General features: G+C 40.5%; 18 protein-coding genes. 8 read left to right on the top strand and 10 right to left on the bottom strand.

From position 1 onward, the window contains the following. The first annotated feature begins 56 nt into the window (after window positions 1–56). The gene (locus tag LLY41_RS17460; protein ID WP_061794339.1) at window positions 57–242 is read left to right on the top strand and encodes a sporulation YhaL family protein; all 186 of its coding nucleotides are present in this window, start codon (window positions 57–59) and stop codon (window positions 240–242) included. A gap of 49 nt (window positions 243–291) precedes the next feature. Here LLY41_RS17460 and LLY41_RS17455 read toward each other — a convergent pair whose 3' ends face one another. Further along, the gene (locus LLY41_RS17455; RefSeq protein WP_095243818.1) at window positions 292–1182 is read right to left on the bottom strand and encodes a peptidylprolyl isomerase; all 891 of its coding nucleotides are present in this window, start codon (window positions 1180–1182) and stop codon (window positions 292–294) included. A 379-nt stretch (window positions 1183–1561) separates the two neighbouring features. On the opposite strand from LLY41_RS17455, the gene LLY41_RS17450 reads away from it, so the two are divergent. Both LLY41_RS17450 and LLY41_RS17445 read left to right on the top strand, forming a co-directional pair. Then, on the top strand, window positions 1562–1645 hold the full coding sequence (locus LLY41_RS17450) for a YjcZ family sporulation protein (RefSeq protein WP_064503397.1): 84 nt from the start codon (window positions 1562–1564) through the stop codon (window positions 1643–1645). A 64-nt stretch (window positions 1646–1709) separates the two neighbouring features. Then, a complete protein-coding gene (locus LLY41_RS17445; RefSeq protein ID WP_035326930.1) occupies window positions 1710–1802 on the top strand; it encodes a YjcZ family sporulation protein in 93 nt (30 codons plus the stop codon). A 77-nt stretch (window positions 1803–1879) separates the two neighbouring features. On the opposite strand, the gene LLY41_RS17440 is transcribed toward LLY41_RS17445, so the two are convergent. The 7 genes from LLY41_RS17440 to LLY41_RS17410 form a co-directional block, all read right to left on the bottom strand. After that, window positions 1880–2059, bottom strand: a complete 180-nt coding sequence (locus tag LLY41_RS17440) for a hypothetical protein (protein ID WP_009331432.1) — start codon at window positions 2057–2059, stop codon at window positions 1880–1882. Between the two features lie 150 nt (window positions 2060–2209). Further along, a complete protein-coding gene (locus LLY41_RS17435; protein WP_095243820.1) occupies window positions 2210–2758 on the bottom strand; it encodes a DUF3267 domain-containing protein in 549 nt (182 codons plus the stop codon). Between the two features lie 229 nt (window positions 2759–2987). Then, window positions 2988–3560 carry an HTH-type transcriptional regulator Hpr gene (locus tag LLY41_RS17430; protein ID WP_095243821.1) on the bottom strand — a complete coding sequence of 191 codons (573 nt, stop codon included), beginning with the start codon at window positions 3558–3560 and terminating at the stop codon, window positions 2988–2990. A gap of 287 nt (window positions 3561–3847) precedes the next feature. Beyond that, window positions 3848–4198, bottom strand: coding sequence for a YtxH domain-containing protein (locus LLY41_RS17425; RefSeq protein WP_095243822.1), 351 nt, complete (start codon window positions 4196–4198; stop codon window positions 3848–3850). A 426-nt stretch (window positions 4199–4624) separates the two neighbouring features. Continuing rightward, window positions 4625–5152, bottom strand: coding sequence for a tryptophan transporter (locus LLY41_RS17420; protein WP_304585967.1), 528 nt, complete (start codon window positions 5150–5152; stop codon window positions 4625–4627). Between the two features lie 128 nt (window positions 5153–5280). Continuing rightward, the gene (gene serC, locus LLY41_RS17415) at window positions 5281–6363 is read right to left on the bottom strand and encodes a 3-phosphoserine/phosphohydroxythreonine transaminase (RefSeq protein WP_304585966.1); all 1083 of its coding nucleotides are present in this window, start codon (window positions 6361–6363) and stop codon (window positions 5281–5283) included. A 161-nt stretch (window positions 6364–6524) separates the two neighbouring features. After that, window positions 6525–6944: an HIT family protein gene (locus LLY41_RS17410; protein WP_095243825.1), complete on the bottom strand. Its 420-nt coding sequence runs from the start codon at window positions 6942–6944 to the stop codon at window positions 6525–6527. A gap of 625 nt (window positions 6945–7569) precedes the next feature. On the opposite strand from LLY41_RS17410, the gene LLY41_RS17405 reads away from it, so the two are divergent. From LLY41_RS17405 to LLY41_RS17395, 3 genes are all read left to right on the top strand, one after another. Continuing rightward, window positions 7570–8310 carry an ABC transporter ATP-binding protein gene (locus LLY41_RS17405; protein ID WP_304585965.1) on the top strand — a complete coding sequence of 247 codons (741 nt, stop codon included), beginning with the start codon at window positions 7570–7572 and terminating at the stop codon, window positions 8308–8310. Then, window positions 8303–9523: an ABC transporter permease gene (locus tag LLY41_RS17400; RefSeq protein ID WP_304585964.1), complete on the top strand. Its 1221-nt coding sequence runs from the start codon at window positions 8303–8305 to the stop codon at window positions 9521–9523. The genes LLY41_RS17405 and LLY41_RS17400 overlap by 8 nt, the downstream gene beginning before the upstream one ends. Window positions 9524–9587: 64 nt before the next feature. Next, window positions 9588–10313 (top strand): EcsC family protein, encoded by a 726-nt coding sequence (locus LLY41_RS17395; RefSeq protein ID WP_304585963.1) that lies wholly within the window; start codon window positions 9588–9590, stop codon window positions 10311–10313. Between the two features lie 37 nt (window positions 10314–10350). Here LLY41_RS17395 and LLY41_RS17390 read toward each other — a convergent pair whose 3' ends face one another. Next, window positions 10351–11559: a M20 family metallopeptidase gene (locus tag LLY41_RS17390; protein ID WP_095243828.1), complete on the bottom strand. Its 1209-nt coding sequence runs from the start codon at window positions 11557–11559 to the stop codon at window positions 10351–10353. Between the two features lie 157 nt (window positions 11560–11716). On the opposite strand from LLY41_RS17390, the gene LLY41_RS17385 reads away from it, so the two are divergent. After that, on the top strand, window positions 11717–12373 hold the full coding sequence (locus LLY41_RS17385; RefSeq protein ID WP_286137253.1) for a phosphatase PAP2 family protein: 657 nt from the start codon (window positions 11717–11719) through the stop codon (window positions 12371–12373). 38 nt (window positions 12374–12411) lie between these two features. Here LLY41_RS17385 and LLY41_RS17380 read toward each other — a convergent pair whose 3' ends face one another. Next, on the bottom strand, window positions 12412–13818 hold the full coding sequence (locus LLY41_RS17380) for a hypothetical protein (protein ID WP_095243830.1): 1407 nt from the start codon (window positions 13816–13818) through the stop codon (window positions 12412–12414). Between the two features lie 344 nt (window positions 13819–14162). On the opposite strand from LLY41_RS17380, the gene liaF reads away from it, so the two are divergent. Continuing rightward, window positions 14163–14894 carry a cell wall-active antibiotics response protein LiaF gene (gene liaF, locus LLY41_RS17375; RefSeq protein WP_304585962.1) on the top strand — a complete coding sequence of 244 codons (732 nt, stop codon included), beginning with the start codon at window positions 14163–14165 and terminating at the stop codon, window positions 14892–14894. Window positions 14895–14901 lie beyond the last annotated feature (7 nt).

The following is a 14901-nucleotide window of genomic DNA, read 5'->3' as shown; positions in this document are numbered from 1 at the left end:
TCAGCATACATTTTATAGTAAATGGACAACCATATGAAAAGAAAGAGGGGAAACAGATGATTCCAATTTGGGTATATTTTGTTGCAGCCGGAATCGTTATAAGTGCATATATGGCGGTAAGGACAGGCAGGGAAGAGAAAAAAGTGGAGCATGACAGCATAGAACGCGAGGGTGAAATTTATATGAAGCGTCTTGAACGGGAAAAAGAAGAGCGGAAATCCGCTAAAGCATCAGCAGGCTGACTTTAATAACATATAAAAAACGGGACTCCAGCATGGAGCCCCGTTTTTTTTATTTCGCTTCAGTTCCACCTTCACCTTCAGCTTCAGGTTTATCAAGAACCCCTTTTAGTTCCTTATCTTTAATATCAACATCAGCAGCCTTTAGTTCACGATCCATTGCCTGCTGTATTTTCTCGCCATCAAGCTTGGAGACTTTTACTTGATATTCCATTTCCTTCTTCATTTCATCAAAGGACTTTTTCTCTTTTTTCTCAGTTACCTGAATTATATGGAAACCATGTTCTGATTGAACAGGAGCGCTGATTTCATTCACATCCAGGGCATAAGCTGCCTCTTCGAATTCAGGAACCATTTTACCTGGTCCAAACCAGCCTAAATCTCCGCCATTTGCAGCAGATCCAGGATCTTTAGAATATTCTTTGGCCAGATCTTCAAACTTTCCGCCTTCATCAAGCTTTTTCTTTACTTCATTCGCCGTTTTTTCATCCTCTACCAGGATGTGGCGTGCTTTAATTTCCGGCTTGTAGTTATCGTAGTATTCTTTCACTTCTTTTTCTGTTGCTTCAATATCTTTAATAGCGGCTTTTTCCTGGAGTAAGCCTGTTTTAAAGGTTTCCCTTAAATCTTCTTCATCCTTATAGCCATATTGCATAAGTGCCATCTCGAAGTTAGCACCAAGCTGCTGTTTTAGTTCATCAATTTTCTCGTTAAGTTCTTTGTCTGTTACTTTGTATTTATCAGAAAGAACTTTTTCATAAATGAGCTCCTGGAGCGCCTGTTCGCCGTATTTTTCCTTCATTGCTTCATAAAGCTCGTCCTTTGTAATGTTTCCGCTCTTTGTTTCAACAACGACATCTCCTGAGTCGCCGCCGGTGCTGCTGCATGCGCTTAATCCAATTACTCCAGCTGCAATGGAGAGCGATAGCATCCATTTCTTCATGTTGAACACTCCTAAATTAATTTTCAAATTTGGCTCTGGAGAGCTTGACTGCTGTCTTCTGCTGAATTTTTAGACTTCTTAAAAACCAGCAATTGCCTTCACAGTGCCTTCAAATATCACATTCTCTACTATACCATAAATGAAAAAAATAACAAAAGAAGAAAGTAATGCTTGGTCCATAAACCATTGTTTTTTAAAAAAAATTGGGTGTTCGCCCATCCCATTCAGGACAATTGTACATATGATACATGGAATCCTCTGATGAGAGGTTTCAAATTCAAGCAGCCTAAAAAAGTTTGGATAGCCGGGATAGTAGCCTATCCGACCACAGAGGCAAATGAATAGGATATGGTAGCAGCCTAAAGGGGAGGTGTTATCCATGGGTGCAGGATACGGCGGAGGTTTCGCGTTAATCGTTGTATTGTTTATCTTATTGATAATTGTAGGCGCAGCTTGGCTGTAAGCCTAGTTTGGGTATAGAGTCCATCTGCTGGGCTCTGTGCCGCAAATCGAAAGGAGGATTCCAAATGTCCGGAGGAAGCGGATACGGCGGAGGTTTTGCGCTAATTGTCGTGTTATTCATTTTGCTGATCATCATAGGAGCATCTTGGCTTTACTAAGATAAAAACCTTCACAATATAAAAAGCGGCGGAAATTTTCCGCCGCTTTTGCTCATGGTAAGAGCGCTCAGGATATCCTAAGCATACAAGATTTCTACAAATGAAGAGATTAGCAATATGGTGATAAGAATATTAATGGTTCTGAATACTTTGGGCTGCCGTTCCTCAGGAATCTCTTTTTGGAGACAAAGTGAATTTGTCATCTTGTTGATATAAAATAAAATAAAAACGGCAAAAATAATAAAGATGGAGATCATCCAAGATTCCCTCCTTGGGCAGTCATATGATTGCTGTAACATGTTTTGTCTGTTAATTACAATAACAAAGTTCACAAAAAAAAGATAGTATTTAAGATTGCCTGTCAGGTAAGTAAAAGGTATCCTTTGTCAGGATACCCGGGATTTTTGCTAATGGTTCGAACGAAGTAAAATCTCAAATCCATCTTCATTTTCTTCTACAAAAGATTGATTTGGAGCATAAAGGACGTTTTTTGCGCAGACAATGTCAGAAAAAGACAGGCCTGCATGGAAAGCAAACAGAATGACTAAATAATGTACATAATGAGGAAAAACAAAGCAAGCAGCCAGAATCAGGCTGTTTATAATGAACATAGGGGCCAGAGTGGCAGTCAAGAAAAGCCGTTTTGAAATAGGCTCCGTTATTCGAATATATATAATTGGCATAAATCCATATTTAATTATCAGCTGTTTTTTTACGATTATTCCAAGGTGTGCAATCGGAAGATAGTGAAGCAGCTTATGGACTGGGTACATCAGCCATAGTCCCGCTGCAAAGAAAATGAAATAATTATCGTAAAAGGAACCCGGCATAAATACATACGTTGCAGGAACATATGTAAATATGAAAGTAGCCAGCATAGTTAAGGAAGACAAAATAAAAAGTCTCTGCGATCCATATTGCTTCGTGAAGTTAATCGTCTTCCAGCAATTCATCATAAAAATACCTCCACAAGGAGTAAAATAGTAATCTTTCAAACTCACTTATGATACTTTACGATGAATAAATAAAAAAATCAATAGGGAAAACAAACAGATTTTGTCGAATAAAAACTTTACTAAAATGAAACCAATGTGAAGCGGTGAGCAACCGTTTTCATAAATACAAAGCGAATGCATGTGATTCGCTTTGTAAGGGTTTACATATTGATGGAAGGAACTTTTTTAATTAAACAAGTTCCTTTTCTGCTTGTTTTTTCTTTAATTTGCCCTCATCTTCATCAAATTGATTTTCAAGGTTTGCAAAAGATTTTTCAAAGATTTCCATGAAATCGTCACCATATATATTACGGACTATTGCCATGATTTCGATAATGTCAGGAAATTTTCCATAAAGCTCTCTTAGTGGCATTGCACCAGAGAACACGGCGTTTTTTTCAGGTGAATAGGTTTCCATAAGACTTAATAATACCTTTTCGCCATCCTCAGTCAATTTAATATAGGTATTTCGTTTATCGCTCTCTTTCTTAGAAAATTGAAGAAAACCCCGTTCTTCAAGCTTTTTGGAGAAGTTGAATGCAGTTGAAACATGCATTACACCAAACTTGGCAACATCGGAAATCGATGCTCCGTTTAAATGATAGGCAATCCATAAAATATGATGTTCATTAATGTTTAAATCGTAGGGTTTAATCCATTGCTGCCAATCTTTTTCTATAGACTTCCACAGGGCTTTACTCAGCTGTGCCACTCGCTGGCTGAAAATCATTGCTTCCTTTATAGAAATTGCTTTGTCCGACATTCAAAAGTTCACCTACTTTGTAAAATTAATTATTCTGGCTATTCAGCCGGAAGTTTATTTTTCTTTTATAGTATCATTATGCCAATAAAACAAAAATTAATAAAGATATAAATTTACAAAATTTTTAGAAATATAATTAAATATTTCTACAAAAGGCTTAAGGTCAAGGGATGAAAGCCAATTTAAAGTTTTAAAAAAATTTGAAGCATTTTAATAATATATTAGTTTTCGTTCAAAAATAAAAAAATCCTTCTTTTTAACCAAAGAAAAAAGAAGGGTTTTTTTATTTATTTTATATTTGTTTCAAGTTCGTGTATGGCTGCTTCAATTTCCTGCAATTCACGCTGCAGCCTGTGCTGATGGGGAAGAATCTCGTTTTTCCAATTGCTGATTGAATATTTGATGTCACTTGAGAATTCCTTAAAGGCTGTTTTACCTTCCTTAGAAGCAAATGAAGCGGAATCCTTTATGGCCATCAATTCGGTTTTTAATTCTAAAAGCTGCTCTTTCAGAAGGTTTGTGTTTTCTTTTAACTGCCGTCGGGTATCCCTTCCAGGAGCAGGTGCAGTTAATAGGGTGGATATGCCGGCTGCAGCACCGCCAGCTAATAGTCCAAGCAATAACGATTTGGCTTTCATAACCATCACCTCAGAATCTTATTTATATGTCTATTTTACTACAATCTTCATTTTTCTAAAGCTGAAAATGAAAAGTGTTCTATTTATATCTATATCACAAAACATATAAGAGTAAACCATATCCTCATAGCTCACGGCAAACAGGCATACAATTCAATAGAAGAAGTATTTTACGAAAGGGGGAGGCATGTTGTCCGGTGCAGCGGCGGGAATTTTTGCATTAAGTGTGGTGCTGTTTTTAGGAGGTATCCATTTTTTCCTTTCAATAAAGAAACCCGGAGTCTATCCTCCGAAATATGTTCTAAAAAAAGGGCGGCTGCTTTAGCGGCAGGCGGGGCGTTTTTGTTCCTGCTGGGTCTGATTGTCGGCAGTTTCTAAATAGTTTTCAAATAAAAAAGCCCGCTTATTTGCGGGCTTTCTGTATAATTATTGGCTGATCGTCACTTTAGTCAGCTTCGTTCTGTTTGCGATTGATTGTGCTACAGGATAAAGGATTACCATTGCAGTGGTGTTAACTGCAGCTGCAGGAAGTACCACTGCTGCAAATAATGCTGTGAAAGGCCCTGGCAGTCCGACAATGAGGTATGCCGAAGTTAAAAACACTATTCCGGATACAATTGTTCCTGCTGCTGTTAAGACAGCTGCACTGACGATATTCTTCCTGAATTTCTTTACGATCAGGAACAAGGCGAAAAAGGTGAATGCAGTAACCGGCTTATCAATGATATTCGGGATTAATCCTCCAGGAAAGGTTGTGGTAAATCCGGAAATCAGGCCTGTGACTAAACCTAAAAGCAAAACGCTTCTGGTGTCTGGAAAAAGGATTATGCCTAAAAACATCATGGTAAGCATCATGTCCGGTTTCATTCCGAGAAAGAACCCTGGAACAACGGCATGAAGCACTGCGCCCATCCCGACCAATAGGGATAAGGCCACTAAATTTTTTGTATTCAATTCTCATCTCTCCTCTGCTATTCTCTGACTAAGCTCTGTCGTCTCTCCTGCAGTGCACTCTTTGCCTGCAGCGAAAAACTTTAACTCATTATAACATATATCACTGGAATTCAAAGGTGCTATATTTTTTAATTATTATTTTTAAAAGCTTTCATAAAGGCGGCCAGCTTTTCAACATGGTGCTCTGGCACAGCATTGTAAATGGATGCGCGGCAGCCGCCAATAGAACGGTGCCCCCCAAGCCCGACGAATCCTGCTTCTTTTGCCTGTTTCTGAAATTCCCTGGAGAGGTCCTCGCTATGAAGATTAAAAGTGACATTCATACGGGACCTGCTGTTTTTTTGGGCATGTCCTATGTAAAAGCCTTCACTTTCATCAATAACATCATAGAGCATTTTTGCCTTCCTCTCATTGGCCTTTTCAATCTGCTGAAGGCCGCCTATCTGCTCTGCCCACTGAAGCACAAGTGACAGTAAATAGATTGAAAGAGTAGGAGGTGTGTTATATAAAGAGTTGTTATTGGCAAATGTATTGTAATTCAGCATTACAGGGAGCGTTTCAGAAGATCTTTTTAATAGTTCTTTTCGGATAATGACTACTGTTACACCGGAAGGGCCGAGATTTTTCTGGGCACCGGCATAGACCAAATCAAATTGATCTACTTTCAATGGACGGCTTAAAATATCGCTTGACATATCTGCCACTACGGGTGTTTTTTTATTTGAAGGAAAGCTTTGCCATTGTGTGCCGTAAATTGTATTGTTGCTTGTAATATGAAGATAGGCAGCATTGTCCGGCATATCATCTTGACTAAATTCGGGGATAAAGCTGTATTTATGATCCTTGCTGGAGGCAGAAATGACAGTTTCGCCGATTTTATCTGCTTCTTTTATAGCCTTTTCTGACCATGAACCACTAAGAACATAATGGGCTGCCTGGTCTTTTCCCAGCAGATTCATCGGCACCATGGAAAACTGGAGACTGGCCCCGCCCTGAATAAATAGCACTTCAAAGTCATCCGGGATGGCCAGCAGCCTTCTTAAGCGTGTGATTGCCTGATCATGTACTGCCTGATATTCCTTGCTTCTATGGCTCAGCTCCATAATGCCCATTCCTGTATTGCCGAAGTTCAGCAAACTTTTTTCCGCTTCTTTTAATACCTCTTCCGGCAGGGCTGCGGGGCCTGCATTAAAATTTAGAGCACGGTACATTTTTCTCCCTCCAAATATAAAATCAATTCACTATAACGCTGTGAAGAAATAAAGATAGTTAATATGTTAACAAATTATATTGATTTGTACAGAGAAAAAAATGAACATTTTGAAAAATTGGAGAAAAAAATCCTCCCTGCAGAAACAGGAGGATCAAAGGGTTACAGATGTTTTTTTATGGCATCAGAGATTTCCTTGAGATCTGTTGCTGAGTAATCAGATTGATGTGATTTCCACACAACCCCTAAGCCATCTCCATCACCATAACGGGGAATAAGATGGGAGTGGAAATGGAAAACGGTCTGCCCGGCGTGTTCACCGTTGTTATTAATTAAATTCAGGCCAATTGGATCGAATTCGGCCTTGATGGCTCTGGCAATCTCCGGCACAGCTTCGAAATAGTTCCGGGCTGTTTCAGCATCCATCTCATACAAGTTTTCTTTATGTACTTTCGGAATGACAAGTGTATGCCCTTTTGTGACCTGGCTTATATCCAGAAATGCCATCACATGGTCATTTTCAAAAACTTTGGCTGAAGGAATCTCGCCATTGATTATTTTACAGAAAATACAATCGTTCATTATGTCAGCTCCTAACCAAATTTCTTTTTCACAATTCTACCATATCCTCCAAAAAACAAAAAAGCAAAAGTGGATGGATAGTATTATCCATAAAATAAAAGGCAGGATCCGCTTGGAATCCTGCCTTCGTGAAGGGGAAGCTTCTATTGGTACGTTTCTACTTCAGGTAAATTCTCTTTAACAAACACCTCATTTATGAATGAATTGTGTTCATATCTAGAGAAAATCGATCTTTGTTCAATCGGACCATCCCCTTATTTTCTTTATAAGCTTTTACAGGCGTATAAAGCATGGATGATAGTCTTTAACAAACACCTCATTTAAAAAATGACTTAGTGACCACTTTCGGGTAAAGCGATCAAGTGTTTAAGATCATCAGGTTTCATGTGCAATGCAACCATCCCCTTATTAGGAACGTTTGAAGCTTATACTGAAAGGAAACTGTCTGCGACAGACACCTCATTTCAAGTTTTGATCATCTGAATGATGTTCAAATGATTTGTTTCCCCTTCATAGATTAGAATGTCCCGCCCCGAAATTTATATACAGGAATTTTGCCCAAACTGGACAATTTACTTTGGCTTTTTTTACAATGGACTTATACATAGTAGGAAGGACGTTGAGAATGGCGCTGCTTGAAATTAAAAACGTTACCGGCGGCTATACGAGAAACCCGGTCTTAAAGGATGTCTCCTTTGAAGTGGGTGAAAATGAAATCGTCGGCCTGATTGGCCTTAATGGAGCCGGAAAAAGTACGACCATCAAATATGTAATTGGCTTAATGGAACCGAAGGAGGGCGAAATATCGATTAATGGCATGCAATTCCTTAAGGATAAGGAAGGATATCGCAAGCAATTCACTTTTGTTCCGGAAACCCCGATTTTGTATGATGAACTGACACTCGAAGAGCATTTGCGTATTACAGCCATGGCATACGGTCTGCCTGAAACAGAGTATAAACAAAGAGTAGAAACACTGCTGAAGGAATTCAGAATGGAAAAAAGGCTGAAATGGTTTCCAGCTCATTTTTCTAAAGGGATGAAGCAGAAAGTAATGATCATGTGCGCTTTTTTGGTGCAGCCGTCATTATACATTGTTGATGAACCATTTGTAGGTCTGGACCCGCTTGGCATCCAGTCACTTCTCGATTTGATGAAGAAAATGAAAGAGAGCGGTGCCGGTATTCTTATGTCCACCCATATTCTGGCGACGGCTGAAAGGTATTGTGATCGTTTTGTGATTTTACATGAAGGCAAAGTAAGGGCGAAGGGAACTTTAGCGGAGCTGCAGCAGCAATTTGCAATGCCGGGAGCAACCCTAGATGATTTATATATCCAGCTCACAAAGGAAGAAGATTATGTTTGATGAAAAACAATTATGGAAGGAGAGATTCGGGAGGACAGTCAAAGAGCTTTCCCGCTATCTCCGTTATATCTTTAATGGCCATATTGTCATTGTCATGGTGTTTCTTCTGGGAACTGCAGCTTTTTATTATCAGGAGTGGATAAAAACCCTGCCCGGTGATTTTCCTGCTGCTGCGGTTATAGCAATCATCTTAGCTCTCCTGGTTACATACAGCCCGATTTATACATTTTTTTCTGAAGCAGATAAAATTTTTCTGCTGCCGCTTGAAGACAGGCTTTCAGGTTATTTCAGACGTTCGATGGCAGTCAGCTTTTTTGTACATTCATATCTCCTTGTTATGGGGCTGGGAGTTTCATTGCCCTTGTATGCAGCGGTGAATGATGGCAATTTTAAAGTGTTTTTACCCTTTCTGCTGATTCTGCTGACTCTAAAAATGATCAATTTACTGATACGTTGGAAGATACAATATTATATCGAAACAAGCGTACACATACTGGATGCATGTGTCCGTTATGCTGTTAACGCTGTGTTTTTATATTTTCTTTTTAGCGGTGCTTCCCCCATTTTTATGCTGGCAGCAGGTGTGCTGCTGATCCTGCTGTATTTGTTCTTTACCATGAAATCCAGGGATAAAGGGCTGAAATGGGAATATTTGATTGATCAGGAAGAGAGAAGAATGACATCCTTCTACAGGCTGGCCAATATGTTTACAGATGTTCCAAAGCTGAAAGACCGCGTAAAAAGACGGAAGTGGCTTGATTGGCTGTTTTCAGGGATCCCATTTAAACAGGATGCAACTTTTAAAAACCTTTATGTCCGTACATTTCTCCGTTCCGGTGATTACTTCGGTTTATTCATTCGTTTAACCATTATTGGTGCTGGAGCAATTTATTTAATTTCGTATGGTATGGGACAAATCCTGCTTGTGCCGTTATTCATGTACCTAACCGGATTTCAGCTGCTGCCCTTATGGAACCACCATCAGGATAAGCTGTGGGTGAATTTATATCCGGTTAAAGGGAATATACAGGAGAAGTCCTTTAAACAGCTGCTGACAGGAATCCTTTATGTTCAGGCATTCTTTTTATCGCTTGCTGTACTGGCAAATGGCGGATGGCTGGCCTCGCTATTGGCTTTAGCCGTTGGAGTTTTATTTGCATACGTATATACTCATATCTATATTCAGAAACGGCTGTCTGGCAGCCGTGCTTAAAATGAAACTATTGCTGTCTTTTGTGCGTATATAGAGTCATCCTGGAAAAAAGGCAGGTAGAAAAATGAAGGAGTATGAATTAAAGGCAAATAAAGAAATTGATGAATGGAAGAGACGGATTAACAAGCGTTCCAGTATGCTGAATCGCCTTTCCAAAAAAGCTCAAACAAAGGTAAATAGTATAATACCTGAAAAAGCTCATCAAATAATCACAGACAGCATAAAGAATATGGTAAAGGCCACTTTGATTGGATCAAATGCACTCACCAGAAAAAAACAATCTGCCGGCCGCAGCCTGGAAATGATGGATCACATGCTTGAAGAGAAGGTTGCAGCTTACCGCAAAACAGCTGCTGTCGAAGGTGCAGGAACCGGGGCAGGGGGAATTCTCCTTGGCATTGCTGATTTTCCATTACTGCTGAGCATTAAGATGAAATTTCTTTTTGAAACTGCTTCCATCTATGGATTTAACACAAATGAATATGAAGAACGCCTGTTTCTCCTCCACGTTTTTCAGCTCGCTTTTTCCAGTGATGATAAAAGGAAAGAAACGCTGAAGCTGGTTGAAGAATGGGATGACAGGAAAGAAACATTGGGTGACATGGACTGGAAGGTATTTCAGCAGGAATACCGGGATTATATCGACTTTGTCAAAATGCTCCAGCTGGTGCCGGGTATAGGTGCTGCTGTCGGGGCGTATGCAAACTATAATTTGCTTGACCACTTAGGTGAAACCGCTAAAAATGCTTATCGTCTGCGGATATTAAAAACAGCCCCAAGGCCTGATTAGGCTTGGGGCTGTTTTTAACTTACACTCGAATTTCTTCTTATTGTCCTACTTCTACAGAGTCCTTGCTTTCCTGATAGCTATGATAGTTTAAAGCTGCTGTTCCCAGTGTTTTTGCTGCGATTAGCATGGCTTTTTCATCAATATCAAATTTGGGGTGGTGGTGCGGGTAATTTTCTGATGTATTTTCAGGTCTTGCCCCGGTAAAGAAGAAGGTGCCTTTCACATGCTGCAGATAGTATGCGAAATCTTCACCCCCCATTTCAGGGTCTGTCTCTTCTGTCCATTTGACTTCATCAATTTTCCCAGCCAGTTCAGCCAGGTATTCAGTCTCCCTTTTATGATTTATAACTGCAGGGTAGCCTCTGTGGAACCGATACTCATAGTCACTGTCTGCTGTGTAGCATGTTCCTTTGACAATGCGCTCGATTTCCTCTTCGATATTAGTGCGGACATCCTCGTTAAATGTGCGGACAGTACCAATCAATTTTGCTCTATCTGCAATTACATTAAATGCGTTATCAGCTACGAAAGAGCCAACTGTTACAACAGCAGAGTCAATTGGATTTACTTTTCTGCTGACGATTTGCTGAAGATTGACAACCAGCTGGGAGGCAGTTACTATTGCATCTTTCGTTTTGTGAGGCTGTGCTCCGTGCCCGCCTTTTCCTTGGATGGTAACTTCAAATCTGTCTGCTGCCGCCATAAATGGGCCAACCCGATATTGGATCTTCCCTGTTGGTTCTGATGCCCACAGATGAGTTCCAAAAATGGCATCGACACCCTCAAGGCAGCCATCTTTGATCATCGAAATTGCTCCGCCCGGGGCATATTCCTCGGCGTGCTGGTGAATCATTACATATGTACCTTCTAATTCATCGCGAAGTTCATTGAGCGCCTTCGCCAGTACAAGTAAAGTGGCCGTGTGTCCATCATGTCCGCAAGCATGCATTACACCAGGGATCAATGATTTATATGGGACATCCTTTTCATCCTGGATCGGAAGTGCATCAAAATCGGCTCTTAAAGCGATGGTCTTTCCTGGTTTGCTGCCATGAATTCTGGCAACCACTCCATTTCCCCCTACATGGCTCCGGACTTCAATTCCCAGATTTTCATAAAAGGTTTTGATATAGTGAGCGGTCTTTTCTTCCTTAAAGGATACTTCAGGATTCTGATGAAGATAGCGCCGGATGGAGACCATTTCATCGTAATAGCTTTCCAGTTTTTTAAATAGTGATTCAGACATGATTTCCTCTCCTATCGATGTAATTTTTCCATTATTATAACATTCTTTAATGGGATAAAGGGAAAATGTTTTTTTATGCAAAATTACCATAATAAAAGTGAAGTAGAGATGATACTATAAATTAAGACCAAAATGGGAGGTATTAGTAGGATTGGAAATGCTTAAATCTAAATGGACATATTTTTTCCTGACTGTATCCGCATCAATTTTTCTATATTTTCTTGTTGCCGTATCTAACGGACAACCTCTTGATTTTGACCGTTATTTGTCAAAATTCTTTACAGGATTATTTTCTGAAAGCACCCATCCATTTTTTGAAGCCATGGACAATATGGGGAGTAAAATCGGTGTAGGGATTATTACATTGGCTTTCTTAGCGCTGCTTTGGTTCAAGTATAGGAATTATGAGGCGATGGCAGCTGTTGTTTTTGCTGTTGCAGCGGGAAATGAAGTAAATAAGTGGCTTAAAGAGTCTGTTGGAAGGCCGCGCCCTGATCAGGAGCATCTGGTTGATGTGGCAAGTCTCAGCTTTCCGAGCGGGCACGCGATGATTGGGATGATTTTGTATACGATTATAGCCTATTTTATCATTACCGAGCTGAAGAAAGCGTCAGCGAAATGGATCGCGGGGATTATAGCCGGCATTTGGATTTTTTTAATGGGGATCAGCCGGATCGTGATGGGTGTACATTATCCTTCTGATATTGCAGCAGGATTTGCAGCAGGCTATATTTGGGTATTCATATCAATTTCCCTTTACGCGGCCTTAAAGTCAATGTTCAGAAGGAAATCATATAAGAGAGAATCAGCTTAACAGCCAAAGAGACTATCGCCGATAGTCTCTTTGTTGTTTTAGATGAGGAACATGGCTGCAATAGTTGTCACGATTAAACCAATTGTGACCGGAAGCAGGTTCCGTCGGGCCAGTTCAAAAGCATCTACATTGCAGATTGCGGCTGCAGGTATAAGAGCCCAGGGAACCAAAGTGCCACCGCCTACCCAGATGGCAGCTACCTGCCCGAGGGCCGTTAAGGTTGCCGCACCTGTGCCGATAGCTGTCGCAAATAGATTTGCAATGGAGCCGGCAAGTGAGATGCCGGAAAAACCGGAACCATCAAGCCCCGTAATGGCTCCAACGATAGTCAGTGTAATGGCGCCTACCTCTTTGCTTAAAGGGACAACAGATGCTAACCCCACTCCAAGATCATTAACAATTCCATGAGAGCCCTTTGGCAAAAAGTCTCCTATCATCTTAGAAAATCCAGCGTCCCCCAGATAAAAGAAAGCTGCAATTGGAATGACAGGACCAAATACTCTAAATCCAAATTGGAAGCCTTCAACTAAATAGGCTGTAGTTTTTTCAAGGCCCCTATTCCGATGGGCGGCGAGCGTTATCAGAAGGAGAATAAATATCGATGTACCGCCTACCAAAGCGGTTGCGTCACCGCCCTGAAGATCTAACGCAAACATGGCTGTTACATCAGCAGCAAATAAGATTGGAATTAATAACGCAAAAAAACGTTTTTGTTTAAGTGAAAGCCGATGTTTTTGACTGGCATCAGCCTGAAGTTCAGCTGGTGTATCCCCAGTAAGCCCAGTATCTGCAGTCAGCTTGCCGCTTTTCATATCTCTCTTGATAAGATAAAAAGCGGTTATAGTCGTGACTGCACCCATAATAATAACAAGCGGAACACTGGCTGATATGACCTCGCCTACAGGAAGACCTGCCGCGTCGGCAGTTAACTTCGGGGCAGCCTGGATAATAAAATCTCCGGATAGTGCGATGCCATGACCGAACAGGTTCATGGCCATTGCCACACCCAGAGCAGGTAATCCTACCCGGATGGCTACGGGAAGAAGGACGGCCCCCATTAAGGCAACAGCAGGAGATGGCCAAAAAAACCAGGAGATGACCATCATCAAAATTCCGATCGTCCAGTAGGCAAGTGCCGGTGTTCTGATTAATCTGGTAAAAGGAGAGATCATGACATCATTAATTCCGGTTGTGGTCAGTGTCCGGCTCATGGCCACTATAATGGAAATGACCAGTATAGTGGAAAGAAGTTCTGTTATCGCAAATATAAAGCTGTTAAAAATACTGCTGATTGAACCGCTTAAGGAGCCGGTAGCTGTAATGGCAATTAAAAAGATGCCCGCAATACAGACAAGAGTTGTATCTCTCTTCATAACCATGAAGCCAATGATGAAGAGAATAAAAAGAACATATATCCAATGGATGGCTGTTAACTCAACTCCCACTTAATTTTCCCCCTTTCAAAATTCCATAAGAGAAGCGCCGGTTTAGGCGAATCACCCGATTCGGAATGTAGTACAGAATATGATGGAATGAAATAAATGGTGATATGAATTGAATCCGTCCAGAGGAGGAGGCTGAAACACACCGGGGGATGTTTCAATAGAATTGCTGACTGATAAAATGAATGTACAGGAGGAAAATGTTTTTGCACTAGCGAATACAAGAATAGGAGAAAAGAGGGAAGGGAAAGCCTATGAGATACAGGTCCGTTAATCAAATAATCTTCGCGATAACTTTATCAGCTATTGGGGTTTTGCTTCTTCTTATGAACATAGGTGTCATTTCCTTGGAAATAAAAGAGGTTTTTGTCGTAATTTACCCCTTTATCCTGATGGCTGCCGGTTTTTATTATCTGCTGTCATACATACTGAAGAAAAGCCGGAGCGGGATGTTTACAGGGTTATTTCTAATTGTATTTTCATTGCTATTAATCCTTGATCGTTTCGGAATAATTGAATTCAGGTTTATGGAAATCTGGAAACTCTGGCCCCTGTTTCTTATTTTCATCGGCATTAATATTCTATTGAAAAAAGATCGTTTAAAGATACATTTTGAACAGGAGTTTCCGGCAGATATCTATGGGAAAGACAAAGGTGCAGCTGAGAAAAAAGTCATTAATATCTCAAAATATGAAAGCCCTCAGCCGCTAAAAAATATAAGAGGCTTTTCAATTGGCGATGTGGATTTTAAACAGCCGAATTGGTCTCTCGAGCCGATGGATTTATATACAATGATCGGTGATTATTTTATCGATTTCAGCAAAGCTTTCATCCCGGAGAAAGAGACGCCTGTCATTGTGAGAGGGTGGATTGGCGATGTGAAAATGATCATCCCCGAAAACATTCCGGTAATGATCCAGTCAAATATTAATATAGGAGACATCCGCATATTTGATCAAAAGACAAGTGACATCAATCGAACCCTTCACTATAAGTCACCTGGTTATGATGAAGCATCCAGAAAGCTGAAAATCGCTGTACAAGTAAAAATTGGATCCATTCGGATCGATAAAGTATAGGGGTATA

It is taken from the genome of Cytobacillus firmus, assembly GCF_023612095.1.
GTDB lineage: Bacteria > Bacillota > Bacilli > Bacillales > Cytobacillaceae > Cytobacillus.
Note: the sequence above shows the minus strand (reverse complement) of the source record. Positions and strands in the feature narration are given on the sequence as shown.